This is a genomic window from Bradyrhizobium sp. Gha (assembly GCF_900113735.1).
GTDB lineage: Bacteria > Pseudomonadota > Alphaproteobacteria > Rhizobiales > Xanthobacteraceae > Bradyrhizobium.
Window position 1 is genome coordinate 106,811 of record NZ_FOQM01000008.1, and the last position, 25,244, is coordinate 132,054.

Consider the following 25,244-nt stretch of genomic DNA (forward strand, 5'->3'; position numbering starts at 1 on the left):
TGCACACTTTTCCGGATCATGCTCTACGCCGCCTCTGCAAGGGGTGGCGCCTCATACGTCTTGAAATGGTCGATTATGACCTTGGCGATGGCGACCAGTGGCAGCGCCAGCGCGAGGCCCCAGATTCCGAAGACCACGCCGAGCAGGATCTGGAACGCGAACAGCGTGGCGGGCGGGATGTCCAGCGCCTGGCGCTGGAGGATCGGCGTCAGGACGTAGCTCTCCATCGTGTGCACGCCGAGGAACAGGATCAACGCCGACAGCGCGGGGATCCAACCCGAGGCGAGGCTCGCCAGCACCACCACGAGCCCCGCGATGATGGCGCCGACGGTCGGGACGAAGGCGAGCAGGCCGGCCTGAATTCCCAGGATGAACGAGCCGGGGATGCCGATGACGGCAAGCCCGATCCAGGTCACCGCGCCGACTGCGAGCATCACGATGATCTGCGCGATCAGCCAGCGCTCCAGCGTCTCACCGATGTGGTCGATGATCAGGGTCGCGCGCATGCGGTGCCTGGCCGGGGCGAGAAACAGCAGGCCGTCGTGATAGACGCCGGGCTGCGCGGCGAAGGCCAGCCCCAGAAACAGCACGATGAAGATGTTTCCCACACCGTGGATGGTGCCGAGCAGCAGCTTGAAAGTCTGGCTCACGATCGCTCCTCCGCTGGAGGCCAGCGCGCCGGCGCCGGATAACGGGCCGCGCGAGGGCGCTGCCGGCGAAGGTGTCGAGTCCGGCGTACTGGCCGCGGTGTCAGATCCACCGTTGCCGAACTCGAAGAAGCTGGTGTCGATGCCGTGGTTGTCCAGGAAGGACTTCGCATTGCCGATCTGCGACTTGATGGTGTTGCTCAGCAGCGAGGCCTGCTCGGCGATGGTTGCACCGCCGAGATAGGCGACACCGGACAGCATGGCGGCAAGCGCGACGCAGACGATCGCGAGCCGCACGGCATGCGGCAGCCGGACACGGCGGCCGAGCGCGTTGGTGAGTGCATTGAGCCCGACGCCGAGCAGCATGCCGGCGAAAATCAGCAGCAGGGTGGCGGCAAAATACCAGGTGAAGAGCAGCGCCGCGGTGAACAGCACCACGGCGATGCCGCCGACGGCAATGGCCCAGGCGAGATCAAAGCGGGTTTTGGCCTGTTCATCTCTGGAGACGGTCACATCATGTCCTCTGCGAAGCGCGCGGAAAGCACTCTTTCGTGAAATCTGAGCCGTGATCAAGCCGGGACCGTGCACCCGGCATGAGTCGTCCTCGGCCAAAAGCCGACGCCGCGGCCCGACGGGGGGGCCGGGACAGGCGCATTTGCGCGAAAATAGCATTGCCGTCCCGTGATCCGCTCTGTTGAATTTGTTCCATCCGGGGGGCATGTTTGGAGAATCTTCTTCGGCGGGGAGGTCGGAACGGGAGATGAGAAAACCGGTCGTCGGCGTGATCGGGAATGCCCATCGCGTTGAAAATCGATTTCAGGTCCAGATGGTCGGCGAGCGCAATTTGCGCGCCGTGGCCGAGGTCTCCGGCGGCTTGCCGGTGATGTTCGCGGGCTCCCCTGACATCACCGATATCGCGGCACTGCTTGATACCGTCGACGGCATCGTGCTGACCGGCGCCCGCGCCAACGTCCATCCGACCCGGTTCAACATGGACCCCTGCGAGAAGCACGAGCCCTACGACATTCACCGCGACGAGGTCGCGCTGGCGCTCTCGGTCGCCTGCGTCTCGCGCGGTATCCCGTTGTTTGGCATCTGCCGCGGCCTGCAGGAGATGAACGTCGCTTTCGGCGGCTCGCTGCATCCCGAGATCCGCGAGCTTCCCGGCCGCATGAACCACCGCATGCCCCGACTCGAGAATGGCGAGATCCATCCCGATCCGACCGTGGTGTTCGCCGACCGTCACGACGTCGACCTGACGCCGGGCGGCGCCTTCGCAAAGCTGCTCGGTTGCGAGAAGATCCGGGTCAATTCGCTGCACGGGCAGGGCATCCTCGATCCCGGCAAGCGCGTGTTGATCGAAGGCGTCGCCGAGGACGGCACCATCGAAGCCATCCGCATCGCGGAAGCCTCGACCTTCGCGCTCGGCGTGCAATGGCACGCCGAATACGATCCCCAGCGCAATCCCGTCAATCGCAAGCTGTTCGAGGCCTTTGGCGAAGCGATGGTGGCGAAGCAGAGGGCTGCGGCGTAGGCCGAGCGTTCGGCGGGAACCCTCGGGCGCGCTCTCGGCGCATCGTCATTGCGAGCGCAGCGCCGCAATCCAGACTTTCTCCGCGGCGGCAATCTAGATGGCTTCGATGGCATATCGCGGGCGACGTAAACCAATCAGCAAGATTCAACGCGCACCGGTTTTTGCGATTCCGATTCGTTCTTTGAGAACGAAGTGGAGTCAGATGCAGAACGAAAGTTGATGGCTTAGAATTGTCCGTAGGGCGGATTAGCCGAAGGCGTAACCTGCCGTCTCGGGTGGGCGCTCCCGATGCCAAACTACCGACGTGCATCTGTTCCGGGTGGTTGCTGGTTCTTCACCGTCAACCTGCTTGACCGCCGGCAGAGGCTGCTTGTCGACCACATCGTGGCCTTACGCAGGGCCGTAGCGGCTACACGCCAGGACTACCCTTTCACGATCAATGCCTTCGTCGTTCTTCCGGACCATCTTCATGCCATCTGGACGCTTCCAGGCGACGACTCTGACTTTTCCGTGCGGTGGAGACTGATCAAGACGCGCTTTGCCAAAACCTTGCCGAAGACGGAGCCGTTGAGCGTCGTGCAGATTGCAGGGAAACAGCGCGGTGTTTGGCAGAACCGGTTCTGGGAGCACCTCATTCGTGATGAGGCCGACTACGCACGCCATGTTGAGTATTGCTACATCAACCCCGTGAAGCACGGACATGTCACGCGCGTGCTGGATTGGCCGCATTCGTCATTTCATCGAGATGTGCGGGCGGGATTGTTCCCTGAGGATTGGGCGGGAGATAGTGGTGCAGAGGGAGAATTTGGCGAGCGTGGGTGATTGGCGAGAGCGTTTGGCGGATTACGCCTTCGGCTAATCCGCCCTACGATCGCACACAACAAAAGGGCGCCCCGAGGGGCGCCCTTCGCGTGTTCTGATCGTTCGAGCCACTTAGCCCGAATAATACATGTCGAACTCGACCGGGTGTGGGGTCATTTCGAAGCGGGCGACTTCGGTCATCTTCAGCTCGATGTAAGCATCGATGAAGTCATCGTCGAACACGCCGCCGGCCTTGAGGAAGCCGCGGTCCTTGTCGAGATTTTCGAGCGCCTCGCGCAAGCTGCCGCAGACGGTCGGGATCTGCTTCAGCTCTTCCTTCGGCAGATCGTAGAGGTCCTTGTCCATCGCCGGACCCGGATCGATCTTGTTCTTGATGCCGTCGAGGCCCGCCATCAGCATCGCGGCGAAGCCGAGATAGGGATTGGCGAGCGGATCGGGGAAGCGCACCTCGACGCGCTTGGCCTTCGGCGAAGCGGTGTAGGGGATGCGGCAGGAGGCCGAGCGGTTGCGCGCGGAGTAGGCGAGCAGCACGGGGGCCTCATAGCCCGGGACCAGGCGCTTGTAGGAGTTGGTCGAGGGGTTGGTGAAGGCGTTGATCGCCTTGGCATGCTTGATGATGCCGCCGATGTAATGGAGGCAGGTCTCCGACAGGTCGGCGTACTTGTTGCCGGCGAACACCGGCTTGCCGTCCTTCCAGATCGACTGGTGCACATGCATGCCCGAGCCGTTGTCCCCATAAACAGGCTTCGGCATGAAGGTGGCGGTCTTGCCGTAGATGTGCGCGACCTGATGGATGCAGTATTTGTAGATCTGCATGTGGTCGGCCATCAGCGTCAGCGTGTCGAATTTCATGCCGAGCTCGTGCTGGGCGGAAGCAACCTCGTGGTGATGCTTCTCGACCTTGACGCCCATCTTGGCCATGGCGCCGAGCATCTCGGAGCGCATGTCCTGCACCGAGTCCTGCGGCGGGACGGGGAAGTAGCCGCCCTTGGTGCGGATACGGTGGCCGAGATTGCCGCCTTCATATTCGGTGTCGGAGTTGGTCGGCAGCTCGGAGGAATCGACGCGGAAGCCGGTGTTGTAGGGGCCGGAGGAGAAACGGACGTCGTCGAACACGAAGAACTCGGCTTCGGGGCCGACGAACACGCTGTCGCCCACGCCCATCGACTTCACCATGGCCTCGGCCTTTTTGGCGATGCCGCGGGGGTCGCGGTTGTAAGGTTCGCCGGTGGTCGGCTCGAGCACGTCGCAGGTGATGACCATGGTGGTTTCGGCAAAGAACGGATCGATCGTCGCGGTCACCGGATCGGGCATCAGGCACATGTCGGACTCGTTGATCGCCTTCCAGCCGGCGATCGAGGAGCCGTCGAACATGGTTCCTTCGGCGAAAATGTCCTCGTCGATCATGCTGACGTCGAACGTCACGTGCTGCCACTTGCCGCGCGGATCGGTGAAGCGCAGGTCGACGTACTTAACGTCGTTGTCCTTGATCGATTTCAGGACGTCTTTGGCGGTCTTCATGCATACCCCTTTTGGCTCTGCGGGTCGGTTTCCAGATGAGCAGATTCGTTCTCGCTTTCGGCGAGTTTGCGCAACCGCACAAACGAAATCAGGCCGCCGAAGCAGCCTTTTTTCTTTCAGAGTGTCGCAAAATTCGGGATAGCACCCGGCTCATATAGCGTCCAGCCCGGATTCGCCGGTTCGGATGCGGATCGCCTCTTCGATATTGGAGACGAAAATCTTGCCGTCGCCGATGCGGCCAGTTTGCGCGGCGCGGCGGATCGCGTCTATCGCACGCTCGACCAAATCGTCGCCGATCACGATCTCGATCTTCACCTTGGGCAGGAAGTCGACGATGTATTCTGCGCCGCGATACAGCTCGGCGTGGCCCTTCTGACGGCCGAACCCCTTGGCCTCGGTCACGGTGATGCCCTGAAGGCCGACTTCCTGAAGCGCTTCCTTCACCTCGTCGAGCTTGAACGGCTTGATGATGGCTTCGATTTTCTTCACTGCGCGCCTCCCGGCCTTTCGATCAAATAGCAACGTCTTCGTCAGGATGCGCTTTTCTTAACGCACGAGCTTGTCTTCGTAATGCCGGGACCTGACCAGCCCGGCAACACCGGCCTGCCACACCCAGGAGATGTCAGTGAGCACGACGAACCGAAGCGGCTTCCTCGAAAGCAGGGTCTATGCCAAGTTGCAAATGCCCTGATTATTGGAGCGTTATCAGCCTTTTAACGAGCATCTCTGATAGGTGGAGCCGGACGGCTCAAAATACCGCAGACTACGAAATAGGCAAACGGTTCAATATCTGTGCAAACAGTCGTTCCGGAAGCCGAATCGGCACGGCAGGTGCTTGTTCAAGAGGCGTTTGGACCAGGGAAGTGGCATGGAAGTTCTGACCACCGCCGAGATGCAACGGGCTGATCAACTCAGCATCACGGCTGGCACGCCCGGCTTCAAGCTGATGCTGAGCGCCGGCCAGGCGGTCGCGGAAGCCGCCCAAGCGCTGGTCGAGGAGGGGCCGATCCTGATCGTCGCAGGGCCCGGCAACAATGGCGGTGATGGTTTTGTCGCAGCCGCCGAGCTCGCCGCGCAAGGCCGCGAGGTCTCGGTCATCCTGATGTGCGAGCGCGACCAGCTCCAGGGCGATGCGGCCTCGGCCGCGCGTGGCTGGAAGCATCCCGTGCTGCCGTTCAATCCGCAGGCGATCGGACGACCGGCGCTGATCATCGATGCGCTGTTCGGCGCGGGGCTCAACCGTTCCGTCCACGACGAGGCGCGCGCGATGATCGAGGCGATCAATGCCAATGGCGCGCCGGTGTTGGCCGTCGATCTGCCGAGCGGCATCAACGGCACCAGCGCGGCCGTGCTGGGCGCTGCTGTGAACGCTACCGAGACGGTCACCTTCTTCCGCAAGAAGCCCGCGCATCTGCTGCTGCCGGGCCGCATGCATTGCGGCCGCGTGCGCGTCGCCGACATCGGCATCGACGCGCAGGTGCTGGATGAGATTGCGCCGAAGACATTTGAGAACGATCCGGACTTCTGGGGCGCCGCCTTTCCGGTGCCGCGCATCGACGGCCACAAATATGCCCGCGGCCATGTGCTGGCCCTCTCGGGCGATGCGGCCGCAACCGGCGCTGCGCGATTGGCCGCCCGGGGCGCCTTGCGCGCCGGGGCGGGTCTCGTGACACTTGCGAGCCCGCGCGATGCGCTGGCCATCAATGCGAGCGCGCTCACGGCCGTAATGGTGCGTCCCGTCGACACCGTGGTCGAGTTCGGCGAGCTACTCGAGGACGTTCGCTACAACACCTGCATGATCGGCCCCGGCGCCGGGGTCGGTGAGCGCACAGCCGATATGGTTCACACCGCAATCACGGCACAGCGTAACGTCGTGCTCGATGCCGATGCGCTGACGAGCTTTGCGGCCTATCCCGAGCGGCTGTTTGAATCGATCAAGTCGTCGTCAGGGGGTCAGGTGGTGCTGACGCCGCATGAGGGCGAGTTTCCGCGGCTGTTCTCCGATCTCAGCAACAAGACTCCGGGCCGCTCGAAGCTCAAGCGCGTGCGGGCCGCCGCTGAACGATCCGGGGCCGTCGTGCTGTTGAAGGGCCCTGACACCACGATCGCCGCGCCCGACGGCCGCGCCACCATCGCCGCCAATGCGCCGCCCTGGCTCGCCACCGCCGGCGCCGGCGACGTGCTCGCGGGCATCATCGCAGGCCTCCTGGCGCAGGGCGTGCCGGCGTTCGAGGCCGCCAGCATCGGCGTCTGGATGCATGGCGAGGCGGCAAGCGAAGCGGGGCCGGGCCTGATCGCCGAAGATCTGACCGAGACGCTGCCCGCCGTGCACCGGCGGATCTATGGCGCGCTCGGGATCGAGTACTGATGCTGCGGCCGCTCGCGCTCACCGACATGGGCGCGGCGGCGCAACAACGAGGAGAAGGAGCCCGACGCGCGGTACCTATGGGTGCGAACGCGCCGGTAGCCTCACTCCACCCCGTACCACCGCACAAGCCGCGGCGCGGCCCAGTCGGTCAGGACGGATTCGATCAGCCATCGTCCCGGTGAAGTTGCGGCGAAGGCGATGCGCTGGGTCTGGCCGGGCTCGATGGCGAGCGTGTCGAGCCAATAGGGCTTCCAGCCATCGTCGAGCCGGTCGAGCAGGCGGAAATGGTGGCCGTGCAGGTGGAAGACGCTGGTGACGGGAGCGGGGTTTTTCACAGCCAGCACGACGGTCCGGCCGATCTTGGCGCGGAAGGCGGGCGCGGAGGCGGTGGAAAAATTGGCCGTCCGGGCCCAGCCTGTGTCGGCCGCGCCGAGCGCGACATCGCACCGCAGGGCGTCCTTCAGGTCGAGCTTCTCCGGAAGGTCGTTGGAGGGGAGCGGTTGCGGTGGCGGCAGAGGTGCGCGCCGCCCCGGCTTGCCGGACACCGCGAGGCGGCCGATCGGGCGCGCCTCTTTGCCGTCATGCAGCAGGAACGCGGCCGATGTGGCGGCATCCACGAAGGCATCGGCGCGAGCACCGGGAGCCAGTACCAGGGCGCCGTTGCGGGCCGGAAAGGGCTCGGCCGGCTGGCCGTCCAGGGCCACGACCTGGACCTCGTGGCCTTCCAATTTGATCGCCAGAACAGACCGTTGCGAGCCATTGATGAAGCGCAGCCGTAGCCGGTCGCCGACCGAGGCTGAGAGTTCGAATGAAGTCCGCCCATTCAGCGTGTAGATGGGGGTGGTGTCCTTGGGATCGCGGCCCGGTGGAATTGCGATGCCGTCCGGCCCGATGCGCCATTCTTCGAGCAGCAGGACCTCGTCAAGATCGACGGTGATGGGGCTGGTTTCGTCCGCGATGATCGGAAGCGGGCGCGCGGGCTGCTTCAGCCGGTCCTCAAACAGCCTGAAGTCGGCTACCAGGGTTCCGGCGCTGGGTATTGAAATGATTGATATTTCCGTCGCGTCCGGCGCGGTAGGCGCGCGGCCCCGCAAGGGATCGGCTATCGCCGCGCCGTTGAGCCCGGACCAGGCGGGCGCAAGCGGCACGGGCAGGGCGTTCCGGAAAGTCACCTCGCAGCGGTCGCCGCGCCTGAGATGGACGTTGCCGAGGTGGCTTACGGCAGCCAGTTCCCAGATCGGTGCAGGGGGCTGATCCGGCCTCAAAGCCAGCGTCGCAGGGCGGGCCTGGAGGGCGAGCTGCGTGGTCGTAACCGGTGTTGCGCCCCCGCCCAGCAGGCCTGCGGCCGAGCCGGCGAGGCCAGCCAATAGCTCGCGCCTGTTCAGGTCAAATATCCGCGGTTTCATGCAGCGATCCGGACCACGCGGCGCTGGATAAGTCCAGCCATCGTGCCTACTTGGAGACTGTCTCTATCAGGCCATTTTTTTGCTGCGAACAGTCAGGCACATGTTATAAGCCCGGCCGCCCGCGGCATCGCGGCCGGTCTAGATGCAAATTCACGCGGGCGTGGCGGAACTGGTAGACGCGCTGGATTTAGGTTCCAGTGACGAAAGTTGTGGGGGTTCGAGTCCCTCCGCCCGCACCAAGCGCTTTCAGCGTTTGCACGGATTACTGAGGAGCCTTGCTCCGCGCGGAAGCTTTTCCGTCCGGGGCCGGGCTCGATGAACCACCGGCGTTGAGGCGTTTTGCCTCGCGCTGGATCGATTAATGACAGCGTCCCGACGCGGGTAGCGGGCCGGGACCGAACGGGAAGAAGATTGGACGCCATGCAGGTCACAGAAACCCTCTCGGAAGGTTTGAAGCGCGAGTTCAAGATCAGCGTTCCCGCGTCTGATCTCGACGCCAAGGCTGGCGCCAAGCTCGTCGACCTCAAGGACAAGGTCCGCCTCAACGGCTTCCGCCCCGGCAAGGTGCCGGTCACTCACCTCAAGAAGGTCTATGGCCGGTCGGTGATGGCCGAGACCATCGACCAGACCATCCGCGACACCAACACCCAGCTGTTCTCCGAGCGCGGCTTCAAGCTCGCGACCGAGCCGAAGATCACGATGCCGACCGAGCAGGCCGAGGTCGAGGAGTTGCTGAACGGCAAGACCGACCTGACCTACACGGTTGCGATTGAAGTGGTGCCGGCCATCGCGCTCGCCGACTTCAAGACCTTCCAGGTCGAGAAGCCCGTTGCCGACGTGTCCGATTCGGATGTCGACGAGGCGATCAAGCGCATCGCCGACAGCAACCGGACCTATGCCGCCAAGGCCGAGGGCGAGAAGGCCGCCTCCGGCGACCGCGTCACCATCAACTTCAAGGGCACCATCAACGGTGAAGCTTTTGAGGGCGGCACCGGCGACGGCATCCAGGTCGTGATCGGCTCCAACACCTTCATTCCCGGCTTCGAGGAGCAGCTGATCGGCATCGGCGCGAACGAGACGCGCACGCTGAAAGTGACGTTCCCCAAGAACTACATGAGCGAGAAGCTCGCCGGCCAGCCGGCCGAGTTCGAAACCACTGCGACCCTGATCGAGGCGCCGCAGGATGTCGCCATCGACGACGCGTTCGCCAAGACGCTTGGCCTGGAATCGCTTGACAAGCTCAAGGAAGCCGCGCGCGAGCGGCTCACGGCCGAGTACGCCGGTGCAACGCGCCAGCGCGTCAAGCGCGCGCTGCTCGATCGTCTCGACGAGGCCCATCGCTTCGAGGCACCGCCCTCGCTGGTCGACGAGGAGTTCAATCTGATGTGGAACTCGGTCAAGGCCGAGATGGATTCGGCCGGCAAGACCTTTGCCGACGAGGACACCACCGAGGACAAGGCGAAGGAAGAATACCGCAAGATCGCCGACCGCCGCGTGCGTCTCGGTCTCGTGCTCTCCGAGATCGGCGAGAAGAACAAGATCACCGTGACCGACGACGAAGTCGGCCGCGCCGTGATCGAGCGTGCGCGCCAGATGCCGGGCCGCGAGAAGGAAGTCTGGGACTTTTACCGCAACAATGCCCAGGCGCTGGCCCAGCTTCGTGCACCGATCTACGAAGACAAGGTCGTCGACTTCATCCTCGAGCTCGCCAACGTGACCGAGAAGAAGGTCTCGCGCGAGGACCTGTACAAGGACGACGAGGAAAAGACTGCAGCCTGAGCGCCTTGAGCAGCTCTCTTTGAGAAAGTCCTCTATTAAGGATGATCAGCGAACAGGCCCAGCTAGCCAGATGGCCGGCTGGGCCTTTTTGCCAGAATCAGCTTCAAGTCCCCCAAAGGGCCAGGTGGATTCAGCCTTAATTCGCTCCGTACTTGTCTGGCGCGAATTGCGCTATATCTCTCGGTACCTACGCGTTCTACTTCTACCAACTTCCTGCATCACGGGACGTCCATCGGCCGACCGGCACATCCAGTCCGACTTGCAGGCAAGAACTGCAGCCAAGACTGGCGATGTCCGCCTCTTAAACCCTAGGTGACTCATGCGCGATCCGGTTGAAACCTACATGAACCTCGTGCCCATGGTGGTCGAGCAGACCAACCGTGGCGAGCGCGCCTACGACATTTTCTCGCGCCTGTTGAAAGAGCGCATCATCTTCGTGACCGGACCGGTCGAGGACGGCATGTCGACGCTGATCGTCGCGCAGTTGTTGTTCCTTGAGGCGGAAAACCCGAAGAAGGAAATCTCGATGTACATCAACTCGCCGGGTGGCGTGGTGACCTCGGGCCTTGCGATCTATGACACCATGCAGTTCATCCGCCCGCCAGTCTCGACGTTGTGCACCGGCCAGGCCGCCTCGATGGGCTCGCTGCTGCTTTGCGCCGGTGAGAAGGATATGCGCTTCTCGCTGCCGAACGCGCGCATCATGGTGCACCAGCCCTCCGGCGGCTTCCAGGGCCAGGCCACCGACATCATGCTGCACGCGCAGGAAATCCTGAACCTGAAGAAGCGGCTCAACGAGATCTACGTGAAGCACACTGGCCAGACTTACAAGACGATCGAGGACGCGCTGGAACGCGACAAGTTCCTGACCGCCAACGACGCCAAGGAATTCGGTCTGGTCGACAAGGTCATCGACAAGCGCGCCGAAGAGGCTGCGCCCGCGAAGCCCCAGTAGTATTTCCGGGACTGCAGCCTTGATCCCAGCGATGCGTGGGATCGTCAGCACGGCGTTCTTCTCGTCAAGGATGCGTTCGCGACGGCGCAAAAAACCCATTTTGCGCCCTGCGGCAGGCAGAAAGTTCCGCTTTCGTGCTGGTTCTTTCGTGGTAATCCAGCAACGCCGGGGTGATTTCGGTCACTTCGCCCGTGCCAAGACGTGAAATCACGGTATTGTCACGGGTAGCCAGCGAGCCCCCGATTAGCGAATTCTTGATAGTCGGGTGACAGCATGGTTGGCTACGAATGATGGGCTATGATCGCGGAGTATCGAGTGACCGTGATTCGCACGGGATGTAACGCGTAGGGTCTTTTTTGGTACGGAATTTGCTCTATTTGAATCCCTTACCCGCCAACGTTTCGGGATGGGACGATCGAGCGGACGGGATCGAACCGCGGACGGAGACATGAATGAGTAAGGTCGGCACGAGCGACTCCAAGAACACGCTATATTGCTCGTTCTGCGGCAAGAGCCAGCACGAAGTCCGCAAACTGATCGCGGGTCCCACGGTCTTCATCTGCGACGAGTGCGTCGAGCTCTGCATGGACATCATCCGCGAGGAGAACAAGTCCTCGCTGGTCAAATCGCGCGACGGAATTCCGACGCCGAAGGAAATCTGCAAGGTGCTGGATGATTACGTCATCGGCCAGAGCCATGCGAAGAAGGTCCTGTCGGTCGCGGTGCACAATCACTACAAGCGCCTCAACCACCAGACCAAGCACAACGACGTCGAGCTCGCGAAGTCGAACATCCTGCTGATCGGTCCGACCGGTTCGGGCAAGACGCTGCTTGCGCAGACGCTCGCCCGCATCCTGGACGTTCCGTTCACGATGGCGGATGCGACCACGCTGACCGAAGCCGGCTATGTCGGTGAGGACGTGGAGAACATCATCCTGAAGCTGCTCCAGGCCGCCGACTACAACGTCGAGCGCGCCCAGCGCGGCATCGTCTATATCGACGAAATCGACAAGATCAGCCGCAAGTCCGACAATCCCTCGATCACGCGCGACGTGTCGGGCGAGGGCGTGCAGCAGGCGCTGCTCAAGATCATGGAAGGCACGGTGGCTTCGGTCCCGCCGCAGGGCGGCCGCAAGCATCCGCAGCAGGAATTCCTGCAGGTGGACACCACCAACATCCTGTTCATCTGCGGCGGTGCCTTCGCCGGTCTCGAGAAGATCATCTCGGCGCGCGGCCGCTCCACCTCGATCGGGTTCGCCGCGCAGGTGATGGCGCCGGAAGACCGCCGCACCGGCGAGATCTTCCGTCACGTCGAGCCTGAGGATCTCCTGAAGTACGGCCTCATCCCCGAGTTCGTGGGTCGTCTGCCGGTCGTCGCGACGCTCGAGGATCTGGACGAGACCTCGTTGAAGAAGATTCTCACCGAGCCGAAGAACGCGCTGGTGAAGCAGTACCAGCGGCTGTTCGAGATGGAGAACATCGAGCTGACCTTCGCCGACGAGGCGCTCGGCGCGGTTGCCCGCAAGGCGATCGAGCGCAAGACCGGCGCGCGTGGTCTGCGTTCGATCCTCGAAGCAATCCTGCTCGAGACCATGTTCGACCTGCCGGGCCTCGAGGGTGTGGAAGAGGTCGTGATTTCCCGCGAAGTTGTGGAAGGCACGGCGCGTCCGCTCTACATCTATGCCGATCGCTCCGATCGTGCCGTCGAGAATGCCAGCGCCTGATTTTGCGGCGCTGGAACGCTCCTGTCGTCTGTCATGGTAGCGGCTGCGGATATGTTTCCGCAGCCGGATTTGCGTCGCTCATCCCAGTGCGTAAGCGCCTGATGGCGCGTGTTTTTCAATGACTTGACACCCCCCCGGTCGATAGCCACCTAATGTCGGCGGCGAGCAAGAATTCTGTTCAAGATTCGCCTCAGTTCCGATCCGGCAAGCCCGGTCCTACCTTCGAATGGTCGGCCGGATGTGTGGATCAAGTCGGCACCTTGTGGCGGTTGCGCATGAGAGAAGCGGACTGCGTGCGAGGGGGCAAAGCAAAAGGAAAAGGCCATGACTAGTCCAAAACCCAGGCCAACCATCGTTCATGGCGAGGCGCACGCCTATCCCGTGTTGCCGCTGCGCGATATCGTCGTCTTCCCGCATATGATCGTTCCGCTCTTCGTCGGTCGCGAGAAGTCGATCCGTGCCCTCGAAGAGGTGATGAAGAACGACGCGCTGATCATGCTCGCGACGCAGAAGAATGCGTCGGACGATGATCCGGCACCCAATGCCATTTACGAGACCGGTACGCTTGCCAGCGTCCTGCAGCTCCTGAAGCTCCCCGACGGCACCGTGAAGGTGCTGGTCGAAGGGCTTGAGCGTGCGCGCGTGGAGAAGTACACCGAGCGCGCCGACTATTATGAAGCGACCGCAATTGCGCTCGCCGACACCGATGCGAAATCGGTCGAGGCCGAGGCGCTGTCGCGCTCGGTCGTGTCCGACTTCGAGAGCTATGTGAAGCTCAACAAGAAGATCTCGGCCGAGGTGGTCGGCGTCGTGCAGGCGATCACCGATTTCGCCAAGCTCGCCGATACCGTTGCCTCGCATCTCGCCGTCAAGATCGCGGATCGGCAGGGAATCCTGGAGACACTGTCCGTCACCGGGCGCCTGGAGAAGGTGCTGGGCCTGATGGAGAGCGAGATCTCGGTGCTGCAAGTCGAGAAGCGCATCCGCTCGCGCGTCAAGCGCCAGATGGAGAAGACCCAGCGCGAGTATTATCTCAACGAGCAGATGAAGGCGATCCAGAAGGAGCTCGGCGACGACGACGGTCGCGACGAGCTCGCCGATCTCGAAGAGAAGATCTCCAAGACCAAGCTCTCCAAGGAAGCGCGCGACAAGGCGCAGCATGAATTGAAGAAGCTGCGCCAGATGTCGCCGATGTCCGCGGAAGCAACCGTCGTGCGCAACTATCTGGACTGGCTGCTGTCGATCCCGTGGAACAAGAAGTCCAAGGTGAAGAAGGATCTGGAGCAGGCGCAAGCCATCCTGGACTCCGATCACTACGGACTGGAAAAGGTCAAGGAACGCATCGTTGAGTATCTCGCGGTGCAGTCGCGCGCCAACAAGCTGACGGGTCCCATCCTGTGTCTCGTCGGTCCTCCCGGCGTCGGCAAGACCTCGCTCGGCAAGTCGATCGCGAAGGCGACCGGCCGCGAGTTCGTCCGCGTCTCGCTCGGCGGCGTGCGCGACGAGGCCGAGATCCGCGGTCATCGCCGCACCTATATCGGCTCGATGCCCGGCAAGATCATCCAGTCGATGCGGAAGGCGAAGTCGTCCAATCCGCTGTTCCTGCTGGACGAGATCGACAAGATGGGCGCCGATTTCCGCGGCGATCCGTCCTCGGCCTTGCTCGAGGTCCTCGACCCCGAGCAGAACGGCACGTTTGCCGACCACTATTTGGAGGTCGACTACGATCTGTCGAACGTCATGTTCATCACGACCGCGAATACGCTCAATATTCCGGGGCCGCTGATGGACCGCATGGAGATCATCCGGATCGCGGGCTACACCGAGAACGAGAAGGTCGAGATCGCGCGCAAGCATCTGATCCCGAACGCCGTATCCAAGCACGGCCTCGACTCCAAGGAGTTCTCGATCGACGATGACGCGCTGCTGCTGTTGATCCGCCGCTACACCCGCGAGGCGGGCGTGCGTAATCTGGAGCGTGAGCTCTCCACGCTCGCCCGCAAGGCGGTGAAGGAGCTGATGATCTCGAAGAAGAAGTCGGTCAAGGTCACCGAGAAGACTCTGGAAGAGTTGCTCGGCGTGCCGAAATTCCGCTTCGGCGAGATCGAGAGCGAGCCGCAGGTCGGCATCGTCACCGGCCTGGCCTGGACCGATGTCGGCGGCGAGCTCCTGACCATCGAAGGCGTCATGATGCCCGGCAAGGGCAAGATGACGGTCACCGGAAACTTGCGCGACGTCATGAAGGAGTCGATCTCGGCGGCGGCGTCCTACGTCCGCTCGCGCGCGATCACCTACGGCATCGAGCCGCCGCTGTTCGACCGCCGCGACATCCACGTGCACGTGCCTGAGGGCGCGACGCCGAAGGATGGACCGTCGGCGGGCGTGGCGATGGCCACCGCGATCATCTCGGTCATGACCGGCATTCCGGTCCGCCACGACGTCGCGATGACCGGTGAGATCACGCTGCGCGGCCGTGTGCTACCGATCGGCGGTCTGAAGGAAAAGCTGCTGGCTGCGGCCCGAGGCGGCATCAAGACGGTGCTGATCCCCGAGGACAACGCCAAGGATCTCACGGAGATTTCCGATGCGATCAAGGGCGGCATGGAGATCATCCCGGTCTCCCGTCTCGACGACGTCGTCGCCAAGGCGCTGGTGAAGACGCCGGTGCCGATCGTCTGGGAAGAGGACACCAAGGTGACGGTGAAGCCGGAAGGCGACGAAGCCGCCGGCGGCCTGACCGCTCATTGAGATCGCAACCCGGAAAGATGATAAAACGGCGCCTTAGGGCGCCGTTTTTGTTGGGAGGACGCGATGCAAGTCGACGGGCAATGCCATTGCGGACAGATCACCTTCAGGGCCGACATCGAGCCCGAGGCGGTCTCGGTCTGTCATTGCCGCGACTGTCAGGCCCTGACGGGCTCGCCGTTCCGTGTGACGGCGGTCTGCAACGCTGGTGATGTCAAGCTCACCGGCGGTACGCCCAAGGTCTACGGCAAGCGCGGCGATAACGGCCGGATGCGTTTCCAGCATTTTTGCGGCAACTGCGGCTCCCCGGTGTTCACCAGCGGCGAAGGCGACCAGGCCGACGATTGGGGCATTCGCTGGGGCTCGATCCGCCAGCGCGACAAATTGCGCCCGGTCAGGCAGATTTGGTGCCAGTCGGCCGCGGTCTGGATCGACGCAGTGCCGCTGCTGCCGGGCCGGCCGGGGGATTGAGAGCCTGAGGACCCTCGTTCCGGACTTGCCCGTACAGGGCGGGTAGGGATAAAGAAGCGCCGTGGGGCGGTTAGCTCAGCTGGTTAGAGCATCTCGTTTACACCGAGAGGGTCCGCGGTTCGAATCCGTGACCGCCCACCAGCCTTCGCTCGCTTCGCGAGCTTCGGCTTGGCAGGCCAGCCTCACCCATCGTGGCGCGAAGCGAGCGAAAGCGGGCGATATCGAGAGAAAGAGGCCTGCATGCAACAGCCCAGCGGACACGAGCAGAACGCCGATCAGATCGCCTATTGGAACGGCCCGAGCGGGCAGCGCTGGGCCGACCGCCACAGCGCGCAGGAAGCCCTGCTTGGGCCCATTGCCGACGTGCTGATCGACCGCGCCAGGCCGAAGCCGGGCGAGCGCGTACTCGACGTCGGCTGCGGCTCGGGAGGGACGACTTTCGCATTCGCGAAGGCGGTGGCGCCGGCTGGCTTTGCGCTCGGCCTCGATGTCTCCGGTCCGATGCTGTCGCAGGCGCGCGCATTCGCGCCCAAGGGCCTGCCGCTCGATTTCGTGCTGGCGGACGCGACGGTGCATCCGTTCGAGCCTGCCAGCTTTGATCTGCTGGCCTCGCGCTTTGGCGTGATGTTCTTCGCCGATCCCATCGCATCCTTCACCAACCTTCGTCGCGCGCTGAAGCCATCCGGGCGGCTCGCGTTCGTCTGCTGGCGCGAGCCGAAGCAAAATCCGTGGATGATGGCGCCGCTGATGGCGGTCTACAAACACGTGCCGAAGATGCCGCCGGTCGGACCGGAGGAGCCGGGCCCATTCGCGTTTGCGTCCGAGGAACGCGTGAAGCGGATCCTCGAGGGGGCAGGCTTCGCCGACATGGCGATGGAGCCGCATGATCTGCCGATGGACATCGCCATCGGCGGTGGCCTCGATGCGGCCGTCGACGGCTCGCTCCAGATCGGCCCCGCCAGCCGCGCACTGCAGGGCCATCCGCCGGAGACGGTCACGGCTGCCAAGGCCTCGATCCGCGAAACGCTCGCGCCGTTTCTGCAAGGGCAGAGCGTGGCGCTGCCGGGCGCGATCTGGATCGTCACGGCGAAGGCGGCGTAAGCGCGGCGGCTACGTCGCCATTTCCGGCGAGGCGGTTCTAATCCTCATTAACCACGGAGAAGTAGCCGCGCCCTGAACAACGCGCTGGACGGGGCAGGGAACTCCGGCGACACTGCTGTCTTGTCTGGTATTGTTCTGCGAGTTTGATTGCGCGTTCGATGCTGCATTTGCGTGAGGTTGATCTTTCAGAGAGTTTTTGCCCCCCGGCACCGCGTCCGCCGGACCAGCGGCTTGGGCTGTTCAAGCTGCTTGCCACGCTGAAACGCAATCCGCTGGAGTGCTGGAGCGCCGAATTCTTTCGCGAACCGATCGCGAGGGTCAGGCTGCCATTCACCGACGCGATCCTCGTCCACGACCCGGCGGCCATCAAGCACGTGCTGGTCGACAATGCCGGCAACTACCGCAAGGACCCGATCCAGCGCCGCATTCTCGCCAGCGGTCTCGCCGATGGGCTGTTGAGCGTCGAGGGCGAGCGCTGGGAGGTGCAGCGGCGGACGCTGGCCCCGCTGTTTGCGAAGCGTACGGTGACGTCCTTCACCTCCGCAATGCTGCAAGCGGCCGATCAGATGGCGCAGAGATGGTACAGCCTGGGACCGCGGGCAAGCATCGACGTCGCGGCGGAGATGACCCTGATCACGCTGAATGTGCTCGCCCTGACCATTTTTTCGGACGGCATCGGCGGCGACTACGATGAGTTTCGCGCCGCCATGAGCGCCTACTTCGCGGGGATCGGCCGTATCGGTGCGTTCGACCTGCTCGGCCTGCCTCAGTCCGCCCCGCGGCTGGGGCGTCGCCGCTTGCGCCGGACGATGGCTTATTTCGAGGGGGTCATCGACCAGATTATCGCGACACGGCAACGGAGATTGGCCGGCGTTGCGGCGGACGAGGGATCTCCCGATCTGCTGACGCTGCTGTTGCGCGCGCTCGATCCGGCGACCGGGGAAGCAATGTCGCTCGCGGACGTCAGGTCGAACGTCCTGACCTTCCTGTCGGCCGGCCATGAAACCACGGCCAACACCCTCGCCTGGTCGATGTTCCTGCTGAGCCAAGCGCGGGAATGGCGCGCGCGGGTGCGGGAGGAGGCGAGGCGCGAGCTTGCGGGGCCGGTCGAGGGTCTCGCCGACCGGCTGGTCGTGACCCGTGCGGTGGTCGAGGAGGCGTTGCGCCTCTATCCCCCGATCGCGGCGCTGAGCCGGACGGCGCAGGGGCCCGACAGGCTCGCGGGCGTCGCGATCAAGCCGCGCGCGCTGATCGTGATTGCCCCTTACGTGCTGCACCGCCACCGCCTGCTGTGGCAGCGGCCGGACATGTTCGATCCGGCGCGGTTTCTTCCCGATGTCCGCGGCACGATCCCGCGTTTTGCGTACCTTCCGTTTGGCAGCGGGCCGCGCACCTGCATCGGCGCCGCTTTCGCATTGCAGGAAGCGACGATCGTGCTCGCCGCGCTGGTACATCGCTTCGACATGGAGCTGCTGCCGGATGCCCGGGTCTGGCCGTCGCAGAAAATCACCTTGCGTCCGGCTTACGGACTGCCGATGCGCGTCACGGCGTACGATCGCTAGGCGGTCGCCGTTCAAGACATTCGCCGCGCTCGCAACGGAGACGGACGTGCAAGTCCTAAACGACGTCATCCCGTGCCAACGCGCAGCCATTGTCCGGATGCGTTTCGACCTGGAGTGTGGTGTGCCCGATGCGAAACGACGCCCTGAGCATCTCCGCGGTTTCCATCAGGAACGCGTCGACGGTGCCCGCGGGCATCACCAGATGACATGTCAGCGCCGTCTCGGTCGTCGAGATCGGCCAGACGTGGAGATCGTGGATCGCTGACACCCCCGGGCGCGCGAGCAGGAATGCCCTGATCGCAACGAGGTCCGTGCCCTTGGGCGCTGCGGCCATCGACATGTCGATGGAGCCGCGGAGCAGGCTGGTCGTGCCCCACAAAATGCTGGCGCAGATGACGAGGCTGGTGAGGGGATCGAGCCAGAGCCAGCCGGTCCAGATGATCAGCGCCGCCGAGACCACGACGCCGAGCGAGACCGCGGCATCGGCCGCCATGTGCAGGTAGGCGCCCTCGATGTTGATATCGTCCTTGCGGCCGCTCGCAAACAGCATCGCGGTGGACCCGTTGATGAGGATACCGATGCCGGCGACCACCATGACGGTGACGCCCGCGACCGGCTCCGGCTCGCGCAGCCGCAGGATCGCCTCCCAGCCGATCGCGCCGGTTGCGGTCAGCAGGAACACCGCATTGGCGAGCGCGGCCAGTATCGTGGAGGCACGGAAGCCATAGGTGAAGCGGCCGCTCGGCGCCCGCTTCGCCGCGATCGAGGCGCCCCAGGCCACGACCAGGCCGAGGACGTCTGATAGATTGTGCCCGGCATCGGCGAGCAGGGCGGTGGAGTTGCCGAGATAGCCGTAGATCGCTTCGGCAACGACCAGCGCGGTGTTGAGCGTAATGCCGATCGCGAACGCCTTGCCGAAATTGACGGGCGCGTGAACATGTGCGTGACCGAGGCCGTGCGAGTGGTCGTGATCATGATCATGCGCGTGGTTGTGGTCATGCTGGTGATGACCGTGATGGTCGTGGCCGCCCAAACCTAGCGCTCCTCAGCTTCAGCCAGATGAGGCCTCATTCTAGGCGTTTCGCCCGTTGGGTCACGCCGGAACAACACATAGAGCGCCGGCAGCACCAGCACCGTCAGCACGGTCGAGGAGATGATGCCGCCGATGACGACGGTCGCAAGCGGCCGCTGCACCTCGGCGCCGCGGGGCCCGTCGCGAGCGCCATCGGCACGAAGCCGAGCGAGGCGACCAGGGCCGTCATCAGCACCGGGCGCAGCCGCGTCAGCGCGCCCTCATGCACGGCCTCGGCAACGGATCGCCCCTCGCTGCGCAGCCGCTCGTCACGAAGTCACTCAGGTCCTGATGTGCCTGCGGTAGCATGGCCGCCAGAACAGTGTCGACCCGCAACAATGTTACGTGTGGGGAACGCGATGTCGCACCGCAAAGACGAAAAGGCCCCAGCCGGGGCTGACCGGCTGAGGCCTTGTGCTCACAATCTTCATCCGTTGGGACTTGCCCGGATAATTCGCGTCTCTTCGATTCGTTCCCGCGGTTCGCCAAAAAAAAGCGGGCGCGGCGGGACGAGCCGAGGCGGCCTACGCCTTCTCTTCCCAGATCATCGCGAGATGCACGATGGTCTGCACCGCCTTCTCCATGTCCTGCCGGCTGACCCATTCCAGACGCGAATGAAACGCGTGCTCGCCGGCAAAGATGTTGGGGCAGGGCAGGCCCATGAAGGAGAGGCGCGAGCCGTCGGTGCCGCCGCGGATCGCGGTCCGCATCGGACGCAGGCCTGCACGACGGATCGCCTCGATGGCGTATTCGAGGATGTGCGGGTGCCGGTCGATCACCTGCTTCATGTTGCGGTACTGCTCCCGCACCTCGAACTTGTAGGTCGAGCGCGGATAGTCCTTCATCACGTCCTTGACGATGGTCTCGAGCAGGACCTCCTTCTCCTGCAGCCCTTCCTCGGTGAAGTCGCGCACGATGAAGGAGAGGGTCGCCTGCTCCAGCGCGCCCTCGATCCCGACCGGGTGCAGGAAGCCCTGCTTGCCCGACGTGGTCTCGGGCGAGCAGCCTTCTTTCGGCAGACGCTCGACGATGGCGGCCGCGATCTTGATCGCGTGCTCCATCTTGCCCTTGGCATAACCGGGGTGGGCGCTGACGCCGTTGATGATGATGGTGGCACCGTCGGCCGAGAACGTCTCGTCCTCGACGCTGCCGGCGCTCTCGCCGTCCATGGTGTAACCGAAATCGGCACCGAGCTTCTGGATGTCGACATTGTCGACGCCGCGGCCGATCTCCTCGTCGGGCGTGAACAGGATCTTGATGGTGCCGTGCTTCACATCGGGATTGTTGATGAAGAAGTGCGCGGCATCCATGATCTCGGCGACGCCGGCCTTGTTGTCGGCACCCAGCAGCGTCTTTCCGTCAGTGGTGATGATGTCGTTGCCGATCTGGTTCTTCAGCGCGGGATGCTCCGCAAACCGGATCACCTGGCTGGTATCGCCCGGTAGTGTGATGTCGCCGCCGCGATAGTTCGTCACGACCTGCGGCTTCACGTCCTTGCCGGTGACGTCGGGCGAGGTATCCATGTGTGAGCAGAAGCAGATCACCGGTACCTTCTTGGTCGTATTGGCCGGGATGGTCGCATAGACATAGCCGTAATCGTCGAGATGGGCGTCGGCGACGCCCATGGCCTTCAACTCGGCCACGAGAACACGGCCGAGATCCTTCTGCTTCTCGGTCGATGGGGAGGCCGGGGAATTCGGATCGGATTGGGTGTCGATGGTGACGTAGCGCAGGAAGCGCTCGGTCACCGTATGCGCGAAGGTCAGGGACATGTCTGTTCAAACCGCCGGGTCTCTTGGGGAAGACGGGGACTATATCAGAAAAGCGGGCCAGTTGCGGCCGGACCGGCCGCCGATCAGGCTTAACGAAAAATGACCGGTTAAATTGCTTCTTTGAGTTCCTTGACCGGTCGGAACGCCACCTTCTTGCTGGCCTTGATGTGGATGGCCTCGCCGGTCGCGGGATTGCGGCCGGTGCGAGCAGCGCGCTTGCGGACCTGGAGGATGCCAAGCCCGACGATGCGGACGCGGTCGCCTTTCTTGAGGTGCTTGGTGATCAGCTCGACCATGTCGGTCAGGACCGCCTCGGCGCGCTTCTTCGAGAGGTCCTGGCTTTCGGCGATGTGGGCCGCCAGGTGCTTGAGCGTGATCGTGGCCGGAGCAGCTGCCTTCTTAGCCGGATCCTTCATTGCCATGTCCTGCCTCCTCGATTCTTGCCGGATCGTGGGAAAGAACCCGTGGAACCTCACAAGTTGAGAAAGGCGTAGACGATTCGGGACCGGACTGACTACGTCGCGGGACGCGGAGGAGCCGCTCCCTGCGAGCCGGCAGCGCGATACGGGACTATTCCGGCTTTGGACGCCAACGTCCTTGACTTCACCATGTCCCCCCTTTAAGTCCCCCCTCGTTCCGCGCGGACACATACGCGTCACGCGGGAGTAGCTCAGTTGGTTAGAGCGCCGGCCTGTCACGCCGGAGGTCGCGGGTTCGAGCCCCGTCTCTCGCGCCATTTTTGGCAACATCCCCTTCAGAATCTCCACCACGCTGCGGCGGCGACCCTGGCCGGTCGGGCGATGAATTTACTCGTTCCGTCAAAGTCTTGGGCGTTGATCTTCGGTCGATGCCAAAAGCAAAAGGCCACCCGAAGGCGGCCATGCGTCTCAAACCGGACCTTTTTCGCGCGCTTAGCGAATCGCAGAGGTGCCGGAGTTGGTGATCGCCACCGGCTTGCCCGCCTTGATCACGTGGGTGGACAGGGCGGTCTGGCTGTAATCGGCGTTGGTGCGGGCTGCAATCGCGAAGGCGGCCACTGCGATGCCGGCCACCAGCGCCACCACCACGATCTTCAGGTGGGTACCCCGATCTGCAGAGTGAATTGAGTGGTTCATCGAAGCCTCCCGACGGGCTTTGGCGCCGTCTGTAGGCCGATGTCTTAGGGAGCATCTGTTTCCGGATCGTTTCGCGGGTTCCGCAAAATGGTTTCATCTCGCGATTTCGCCGCTTCACCTTGCGCAGTCTTACCTGCCGCGTAATCGCGCAGCCCCAATCCCATCGTCCATGATCGCCTCCATCGGCCGCGAACAACGCGGCAAGGGAGAAGCACCATGAACCGTCCAACCATCCAAGCCTCCTTGCTCGAGACCGCCCAGCCGGCTGCGCGGTCACCCTATGTGACCGCCAAGGACGGCACGAAGCTGTTCGTACAGGACTGGGGCAACGGAAAGCCCGTGCTGCTGCTGGCAGCCTGGACATTCGACTCCAGCACCTGGGGCAGCCACATTGCAGCCCTCGACGCAAAAGGCTTCCGCTGTATTGCGCCCGACAGACGCGGCCACGGCCGCTCCGAGATGCCGTCATCGGGCTACGACCTGGAGACGCTGACCGATGACGTCGCTGATATCATCGAGGCGCGCGATCTGCGCGACGTCACCCTGGTCGGTTTCTCGATGGGGACAGTGGAGGCGGTCAACTATCTCGGACGATACGGCTCGGGCCGGATCGCAAGGCTGGTGCTGGTCGCGCCGACGACGCCGTTCCTGGTCCAGACCGAGGACAATCCGGATGCGGTTCCGAAGGCGATGATCGAAGCCGACAACGCGGCCGTCGCCCGCGACTTCGCCAAATGGATCGCCGCGAATGAAGCGCCGTTCTTCCTGCCCGAGACGCCGGAGATCACGCGGACCTGGATCCGCGAAATGATGCTGCGCGTGCCGCTGCCAGTGGCGCTGGCCTGCCGCAAGTCCAACTCCTTCGCCGATGTGCGCGCCGCTGCGGCAGGCATAGATTGCCCGACATTGATCCTTCACGGCGACAAGGACGCCAGCGCGCCGTTGCCCCTGACCGGGGCCAAGACTGCAAAGCTGATCAAGGGCAGCAAGCTCGTTGTCTACGAAGGCGGGCCGCATCCGCTGCCGCTGACCCATGGCGAGCGGCTGATTGCGGACATGCTCGCCTTCATGAGCCCTTAGCTGGCGCGCTTGATGCCGGCGCGGATGGTCCGCACCGCCGACGCCCTGGCCGAAGCAGGTCGCGGTGAGCGCGACGAGACGGGGCCGGCGAGGCCTGAGGTGATCGCCGGCGGTCGTCGGCGGATGTTGGCCACCACGAAGCCGCCGAGGATGAAGATCGTGCGGTCGATGAAGTTCAGTCCGTAGATGATGGTGAGCAGGCCCAGCACGTAATAGGCGCCGTGCCCCGGCTATCGTCGTTGGTCGAGCCCGGACTCGGAGCTGGCATATCAGCCTTCTCGGATGTAGTTCCCCGCTTCGAATTCCACCGGCGGCGCGCTTGCGTCGAACGATACGCCGATTGGATCGCGACCTGCTTCCATCGCTTCCAGCTGCTCCGTCAGCATGCGTCGGATCAACAAGATGCCGCGGTCGCTCTGGCCGAGATGCTCCTCGGAATGCACCGTGACCTCGCCTTGCCCGACCTGGGCCTCGTAATCTCCAGGGAATTTCTGGTGCTCTTGCTCCGTCATGTCCCACCAGAACTTGCCGTTGAACTTCGAGCGCATGCGGCCGATGTCGCCGGAATTCTTCACGCGGCCGGCGACGTAGATGCGGAACGAGGTGTCGTCGATCGGCAGCGTCCAGCCGATCGACTCGACCCGGGCGAACTGTGCCACGCGCGGGTTCGGCACAACGCGCAAGGTGGGCAGCGCCGCTTCGGTGACGCGGTAAAACTCGCGGCCGCCGTCCTGCTTGCGGATCGAGCGCACGGCGATCCCGCGCGGCGTCTTGTCGAACGTCACCTCCGGCATCGAGGCCATCATGTCGGTGAATTGCGGACCCGAGAACGAGCCATGCAGCACGGGCACGTGATAGGGATCGACCACGTTCTCGAAATGCTGCAGCCAGTTGCAGGGGATGACGGCCGGGCCGCCGCCGCCGATCGAGGAATCGTCGGCCTCGACGAATTCGCCGTCGTCCATGTTTTCAAGGCACTCGTAGCGCGGCAGCACCGGGCGTTTCTCCGCCGGACCCATATAGGCGAAGATCAGGCCGTAGCGTTCCTCGACCGGATACCAGGGCTGGCGCACCTTGTCCTTGAACTGGCCGCCGTCGGGCTCGCACGGCTGCTCGAGGCAATGACCTTCGGTGTCGAACTTCCAGCCGTGGTAGCAGCAGCGGATGCCGTCCTCCTCGACCTTGCCATAATAAAGCGTGGTGCCGCGGTGGCAGCAGCGGGCGTGCAGCAGGCCGGCTCGGCCATGCTTGTCGCGGAACAGCACCAGATCCTCAGCCAGCGCGCGCACTTTCTTCGGCGTCTCGGTGGCGTCACCGGTGAGGCCGACCGGATGCCAGTAGCGGCGGAGGAGTTCGCCCATCGGCGTGCCGCGCACGACGGAGGTGAGCTCGGTGCGCGTGTTCGCCGGCTTCATCGCATAAGCCGTGCCGAGATCGCGATCCCGCTGGGTGATCGTCATGCTCGTTCCTCCCGCAGGCGTTTGGATGGCCAGACCGTTCTTGTGTGTTGACCTAATGAAGATAATTCGATGACAATGTCAACGACATTTCGTGGTGCCTGTTGGCGCAT

At 63.7% G+C, this 25,244-nt stretch carries 21 protein-coding genes, 3 tRNA genes and 1 pseudogene; 14 read left to right on the plus strand and 11 right to left on the minus strand.

Features of this window, described 5'->3' with window-relative positions:
* Window positions 1-23 precede the first annotated feature (23 nt).
* Complete coding sequence (locus BM222_RS13590) at window positions 24-1,160, minus strand: AI-2E family transporter (RefSeq protein ID WP_177243196.1); 1,137 nt, start codon at window positions 1,158-1,160, stop codon at window positions 24-26.
* 247 nt (window positions 1,161-1,407) lie between these two features.
* Here BM222_RS13590 and BM222_RS13595 point away from each other — a divergent pair, with 247 nt between their 5' ends.
* Window positions 1,408-2,181 carry a gamma-glutamyl-gamma-aminobutyrate hydrolase family protein gene (locus BM222_RS13595; protein WP_177243197.1) on the plus strand — a complete coding sequence of 258 codons (774 nt, stop codon included), beginning with the start codon at window positions 1,408-1,410 and terminating at the stop codon, window positions 2,179-2,181.
* A 288-nt stretch (window positions 2,182-2,469) separates the two neighbouring features.
* Complete coding sequence (locus BM222_RS13600) at window positions 2,470-3,003, plus strand: REP-associated tyrosine transposase (RefSeq protein WP_092228755.1); 534 nt, start codon at window positions 2,470-2,472, stop codon at window positions 3,001-3,003.
* Between the two features lie 111 nt (window positions 3,004-3,114).
* On the opposite strand, the gene glnA is transcribed toward BM222_RS13600, so the two are convergent.
* A complete protein-coding gene (glnA, locus tag BM222_RS13605) occupies window positions 3,115-4,524 on the minus strand; it encodes a type I glutamate--ammonia ligase (protein ID WP_092228756.1) in 1,410 nt (469 codons plus the stop codon).
* 150 nt (window positions 4,525-4,674) lie between these two features.
* Complete coding sequence (locus BM222_RS13610; protein WP_007603495.1) at window positions 4,675-5,013, minus strand: P-II family nitrogen regulator; 339 nt, start codon at window positions 5,011-5,013, stop codon at window positions 4,675-4,677.
* 379 nt (window positions 5,014-5,392) lie between these two features.
* Between BM222_RS13610 and BM222_RS13615 the strand changes: the two genes are divergently transcribed.
* Window positions 5,393-6,892 carry an NAD(P)H-hydrate dehydratase gene (locus BM222_RS13615; protein WP_092228757.1) on the plus strand — a complete coding sequence of 500 codons (1,500 nt, stop codon included), beginning with the start codon at window positions 5,393-5,395 and terminating at the stop codon, window positions 6,890-6,892.
* A 101-nt stretch (window positions 6,893-6,993) separates the two neighbouring features.
* On the opposite strand, the gene BM222_RS13620 is transcribed toward BM222_RS13615, so the two are convergent.
* Entirely contained in the window at window positions 6,994-8,298 is a 1,305-nt protein-coding gene (locus BM222_RS13620) for a multicopper oxidase family protein (RefSeq protein WP_092228758.1), read from the minus strand.
* Between the two features lie 154 nt (window positions 8,299-8,452).
* On the opposite strand from BM222_RS13620, the gene BM222_RS13625 reads away from it, so the two are divergent.
* From BM222_RS13625 to BM222_RS13665, 9 genes are all read left to right on the plus strand, one after another.
* Window positions 8,453-8,537: transfer RNA gene (locus BM222_RS13625), tRNA-Leu, on the plus strand.
* A gap of 181 nt (window positions 8,538-8,718) precedes the next feature.
* Window positions 8,719-10,077, plus strand: coding sequence for a trigger factor (gene tig, locus BM222_RS13630; protein ID WP_092228759.1), 1,359 nt, complete (start codon window positions 8,719-8,721; stop codon window positions 10,075-10,077).
* Between the two features lie 319 nt (window positions 10,078-10,396).
* Complete coding sequence (locus BM222_RS13635) at window positions 10,397-11,032, plus strand: ATP-dependent Clp protease proteolytic subunit (protein ID WP_092228760.1); 636 nt, start codon at window positions 10,397-10,399, stop codon at window positions 11,030-11,032.
* A gap of 452 nt (window positions 11,033-11,484) precedes the next feature.
* Window positions 11,485-12,756 carry an ATP-dependent Clp protease ATP-binding subunit ClpX gene (gene clpX / locus BM222_RS13640; protein WP_018320118.1) on the plus strand — a complete coding sequence of 424 codons (1,272 nt, stop codon included), beginning with the start codon at window positions 11,485-11,487 and terminating at the stop codon, window positions 12,754-12,756.
* A gap of 324 nt (window positions 12,757-13,080) precedes the next feature.
* The gene (gene lon / locus BM222_RS13645) at window positions 13,081-15,504 is read left to right on the plus strand and encodes an endopeptidase La (RefSeq protein ID WP_092228761.1); all 2,424 of its coding nucleotides are present in this window, start codon (window positions 13,081-13,083) and stop codon (window positions 15,502-15,504) included.
* 63 nt (window positions 15,505-15,567) lie between these two features.
* Window positions 15,568-15,972 (plus strand): GFA family protein, encoded by a 405-nt coding sequence (locus tag BM222_RS13650; protein ID WP_092228762.1) that lies wholly within the window; start codon window positions 15,568-15,570, stop codon window positions 15,970-15,972.
* A gap of 64 nt (window positions 15,973-16,036) precedes the next feature.
* A tRNA-Val gene (locus BM222_RS13655) sits at window positions 16,037-16,113 on the plus strand.
* Between the two features lie 99 nt (window positions 16,114-16,212).
* Window positions 16,213-17,073: a class I SAM-dependent methyltransferase gene (locus BM222_RS13660; RefSeq protein ID WP_092228763.1), complete on the plus strand. Its 861-nt coding sequence runs from the start codon at window positions 16,213-16,215 to the stop codon at window positions 17,071-17,073.
* A gap of 158 nt (window positions 17,074-17,231) precedes the next feature.
* The gene (locus tag BM222_RS13665; RefSeq protein ID WP_092228764.1) at window positions 17,232-18,635 is read left to right on the plus strand and encodes a cytochrome P450; all 1,404 of its coding nucleotides are present in this window, start codon (window positions 17,232-17,234) and stop codon (window positions 18,633-18,635) included.
* A 55-nt stretch (window positions 18,636-18,690) separates the two neighbouring features.
* Here BM222_RS13665 and BM222_RS13670 read toward each other — a convergent pair whose 3' ends face one another.
* From BM222_RS13670 to BM222_RS39995, 4 genes and pseudogenes are all read right to left on the minus strand, one after another.
* Entirely contained in the window at window positions 18,691-19,668 is a 978-nt protein-coding gene (locus tag BM222_RS13670; protein WP_177243198.1) for a cation diffusion facilitator family transporter, read from the minus strand.
* Window positions 19,669-19,670: 2 nt separating this feature from the next.
* Window positions 19,671-19,975 (minus strand): annotated as a pseudogene (locus tag BM222_RS13675) (efflux RND transporter permease subunit); the annotation flags it as partial.
* 256 nt (window positions 19,976-20,231) lie between these two features.
* On the minus strand, window positions 20,232-21,479 hold the full coding sequence (gene pepT, locus BM222_RS13680) for a peptidase T (protein ID WP_092228765.1): 1,248 nt from the start codon (window positions 21,477-21,479) through the stop codon (window positions 20,232-20,234).
* Between the two features lie 107 nt (window positions 21,480-21,586).
* Entirely contained in the window at window positions 21,587-21,901 is a 315-nt protein-coding gene (locus BM222_RS39995; RefSeq protein ID WP_177243199.1) for an HU family DNA-binding protein, read from the minus strand.
* Between the two features lie 237 nt (window positions 21,902-22,138).
* Between BM222_RS39995 and BM222_RS13690 the strand changes: the two genes are divergently transcribed.
* A tRNA-Asp gene (locus tag BM222_RS13690) sits at window positions 22,139-22,215 on the plus strand.
* A gap of 175 nt (window positions 22,216-22,390) precedes the next feature.
* On the opposite strand, the gene BM222_RS41030 is transcribed toward BM222_RS13690, so the two are convergent.
* On the minus strand, window positions 22,391-22,594 hold the full coding sequence (locus BM222_RS41030) for a hypothetical protein (protein WP_092228767.1): 204 nt from the start codon (window positions 22,592-22,594) through the stop codon (window positions 22,391-22,393).
* Between the two features lie 216 nt (window positions 22,595-22,810).
* On the opposite strand from BM222_RS41030, the gene BM222_RS13700 reads away from it, so the two are divergent.
* Window positions 22,811-23,674 carry an alpha/beta fold hydrolase gene (locus tag BM222_RS13700; RefSeq protein WP_092228768.1) on the plus strand — a complete coding sequence of 288 codons (864 nt, stop codon included), beginning with the start codon at window positions 22,811-22,813 and terminating at the stop codon, window positions 23,672-23,674.
* On the opposite strand, the gene BM222_RS13705 is transcribed toward BM222_RS13700, so the two are convergent.
* A complete protein-coding gene (locus BM222_RS13705) occupies window positions 23,671-23,883 on the minus strand; it encodes a hypothetical protein (protein ID WP_092228769.1) in 213 nt (70 codons plus the stop codon). The two genes, BM222_RS13700 and BM222_RS13705, sit on opposite strands and share 4 nt — an antisense overlap.
* A 60-nt stretch (window positions 23,884-23,943) precedes the next feature.
* Complete coding sequence (locus BM222_RS13710) at window positions 23,944-25,134, minus strand: aromatic ring-hydroxylating dioxygenase subunit alpha (protein ID WP_092228770.1); 1,191 nt, start codon at window positions 25,132-25,134, stop codon at window positions 23,944-23,946.
* Window positions 25,135-25,244 lie beyond the last annotated feature (110 nt).

Bases quoted from the DNA above. Each gene is read 5' to 3' on its own strand.
- BM222_RS39995 (WP_177243199.1), bottom strand. From the start codon at position 21,901: ATGGCAATGAAGGATCCGGCTAAGAAGGCAGCTGCTCCGGCCACGATC.
- clpX (WP_018320118.1), top strand. From the start codon at position 11,485: ATGAGTAAGGTCGGCACGAGCGACTCCAAGAACACGCTATATTGCTCG.
- BM222_RS13595 (WP_177243197.1), top strand. From the start codon at position 1,408: ATGAGAAAACCGGTCGTCGGCGTGATCGGGAATGCCCATCGCGTTGAA.
- BM222_RS13700 (WP_092228768.1), top strand. From the start codon at position 22,811: ATGAACCGTCCAACCATCCAAGCCTCCTTGCTCGAGACCGCCCAGCCG.
- pepT (WP_092228765.1), bottom strand. From the start codon at position 21,479: ATGTCCCTGACCTTCGCGCATACGGTGACCGAGCGCTTCCTGCGCTAC.
- BM222_RS13615 (WP_092228757.1), top strand. From the start codon at position 5,393: ATGGAAGTTCTGACCACCGCCGAGATGCAACGGGCTGATCAACTCAGC.
- BM222_RS13665 (WP_092228764.1), top strand. From the start codon at position 17,232: ATGCTGCATTTGCGTGAGGTTGATCTTTCAGAGAGTTTTTGCCCCCCG.
- BM222_RS13710 (WP_092228770.1), bottom strand. From the start codon at position 25,134: ATGACGATCACCCAGCGGGATCGCGATCTCGGCACGGCTTATGCGATG.
- BM222_RS13660 (WP_092228763.1), top strand. From the start codon at position 16,213: ATGCAACAGCCCAGCGGACACGAGCAGAACGCCGATCAGATCGCCTAT.
- BM222_RS13600 (WP_092228755.1), top strand. From the start codon at position 2,470: ATGCCAAACTACCGACGTGCATCTGTTCCGGGTGGTTGCTGGTTCTTC.
- tig (WP_092228759.1), top strand. From the start codon at position 8,719: ATGCAGGTCACAGAAACCCTCTCGGAAGGTTTGAAGCGCGAGTTCAAG.
- BM222_RS13635 (WP_092228760.1), top strand. From the start codon at position 10,397: ATGCGCGATCCGGTTGAAACCTACATGAACCTCGTGCCCATGGTGGTC.
- glnA (WP_092228756.1), bottom strand. From the start codon at position 4,524: ATGAAGACCGCCAAAGACGTCCTGAAATCGATCAAGGACAACGACGTT.
- lon (WP_092228761.1), top strand. From the start codon at position 13,081: ATGACTAGTCCAAAACCCAGGCCAACCATCGTTCATGGCGAGGCGCAC.
- BM222_RS13620 (WP_092228758.1), bottom strand. From the start codon at position 8,298: ATGAAACCGCGGATATTTGACCTGAACAGGCGCGAGCTATTGGCTGGC.
- BM222_RS13650 (WP_092228762.1), top strand. From the start codon at position 15,568: ATGCAAGTCGACGGGCAATGCCATTGCGGACAGATCACCTTCAGGGCC.
- BM222_RS41030 (WP_092228767.1), bottom strand. From the start codon at position 22,594: ATGAACCACTCAATTCACTCTGCAGATCGGGGTACCCACCTGAAGATC.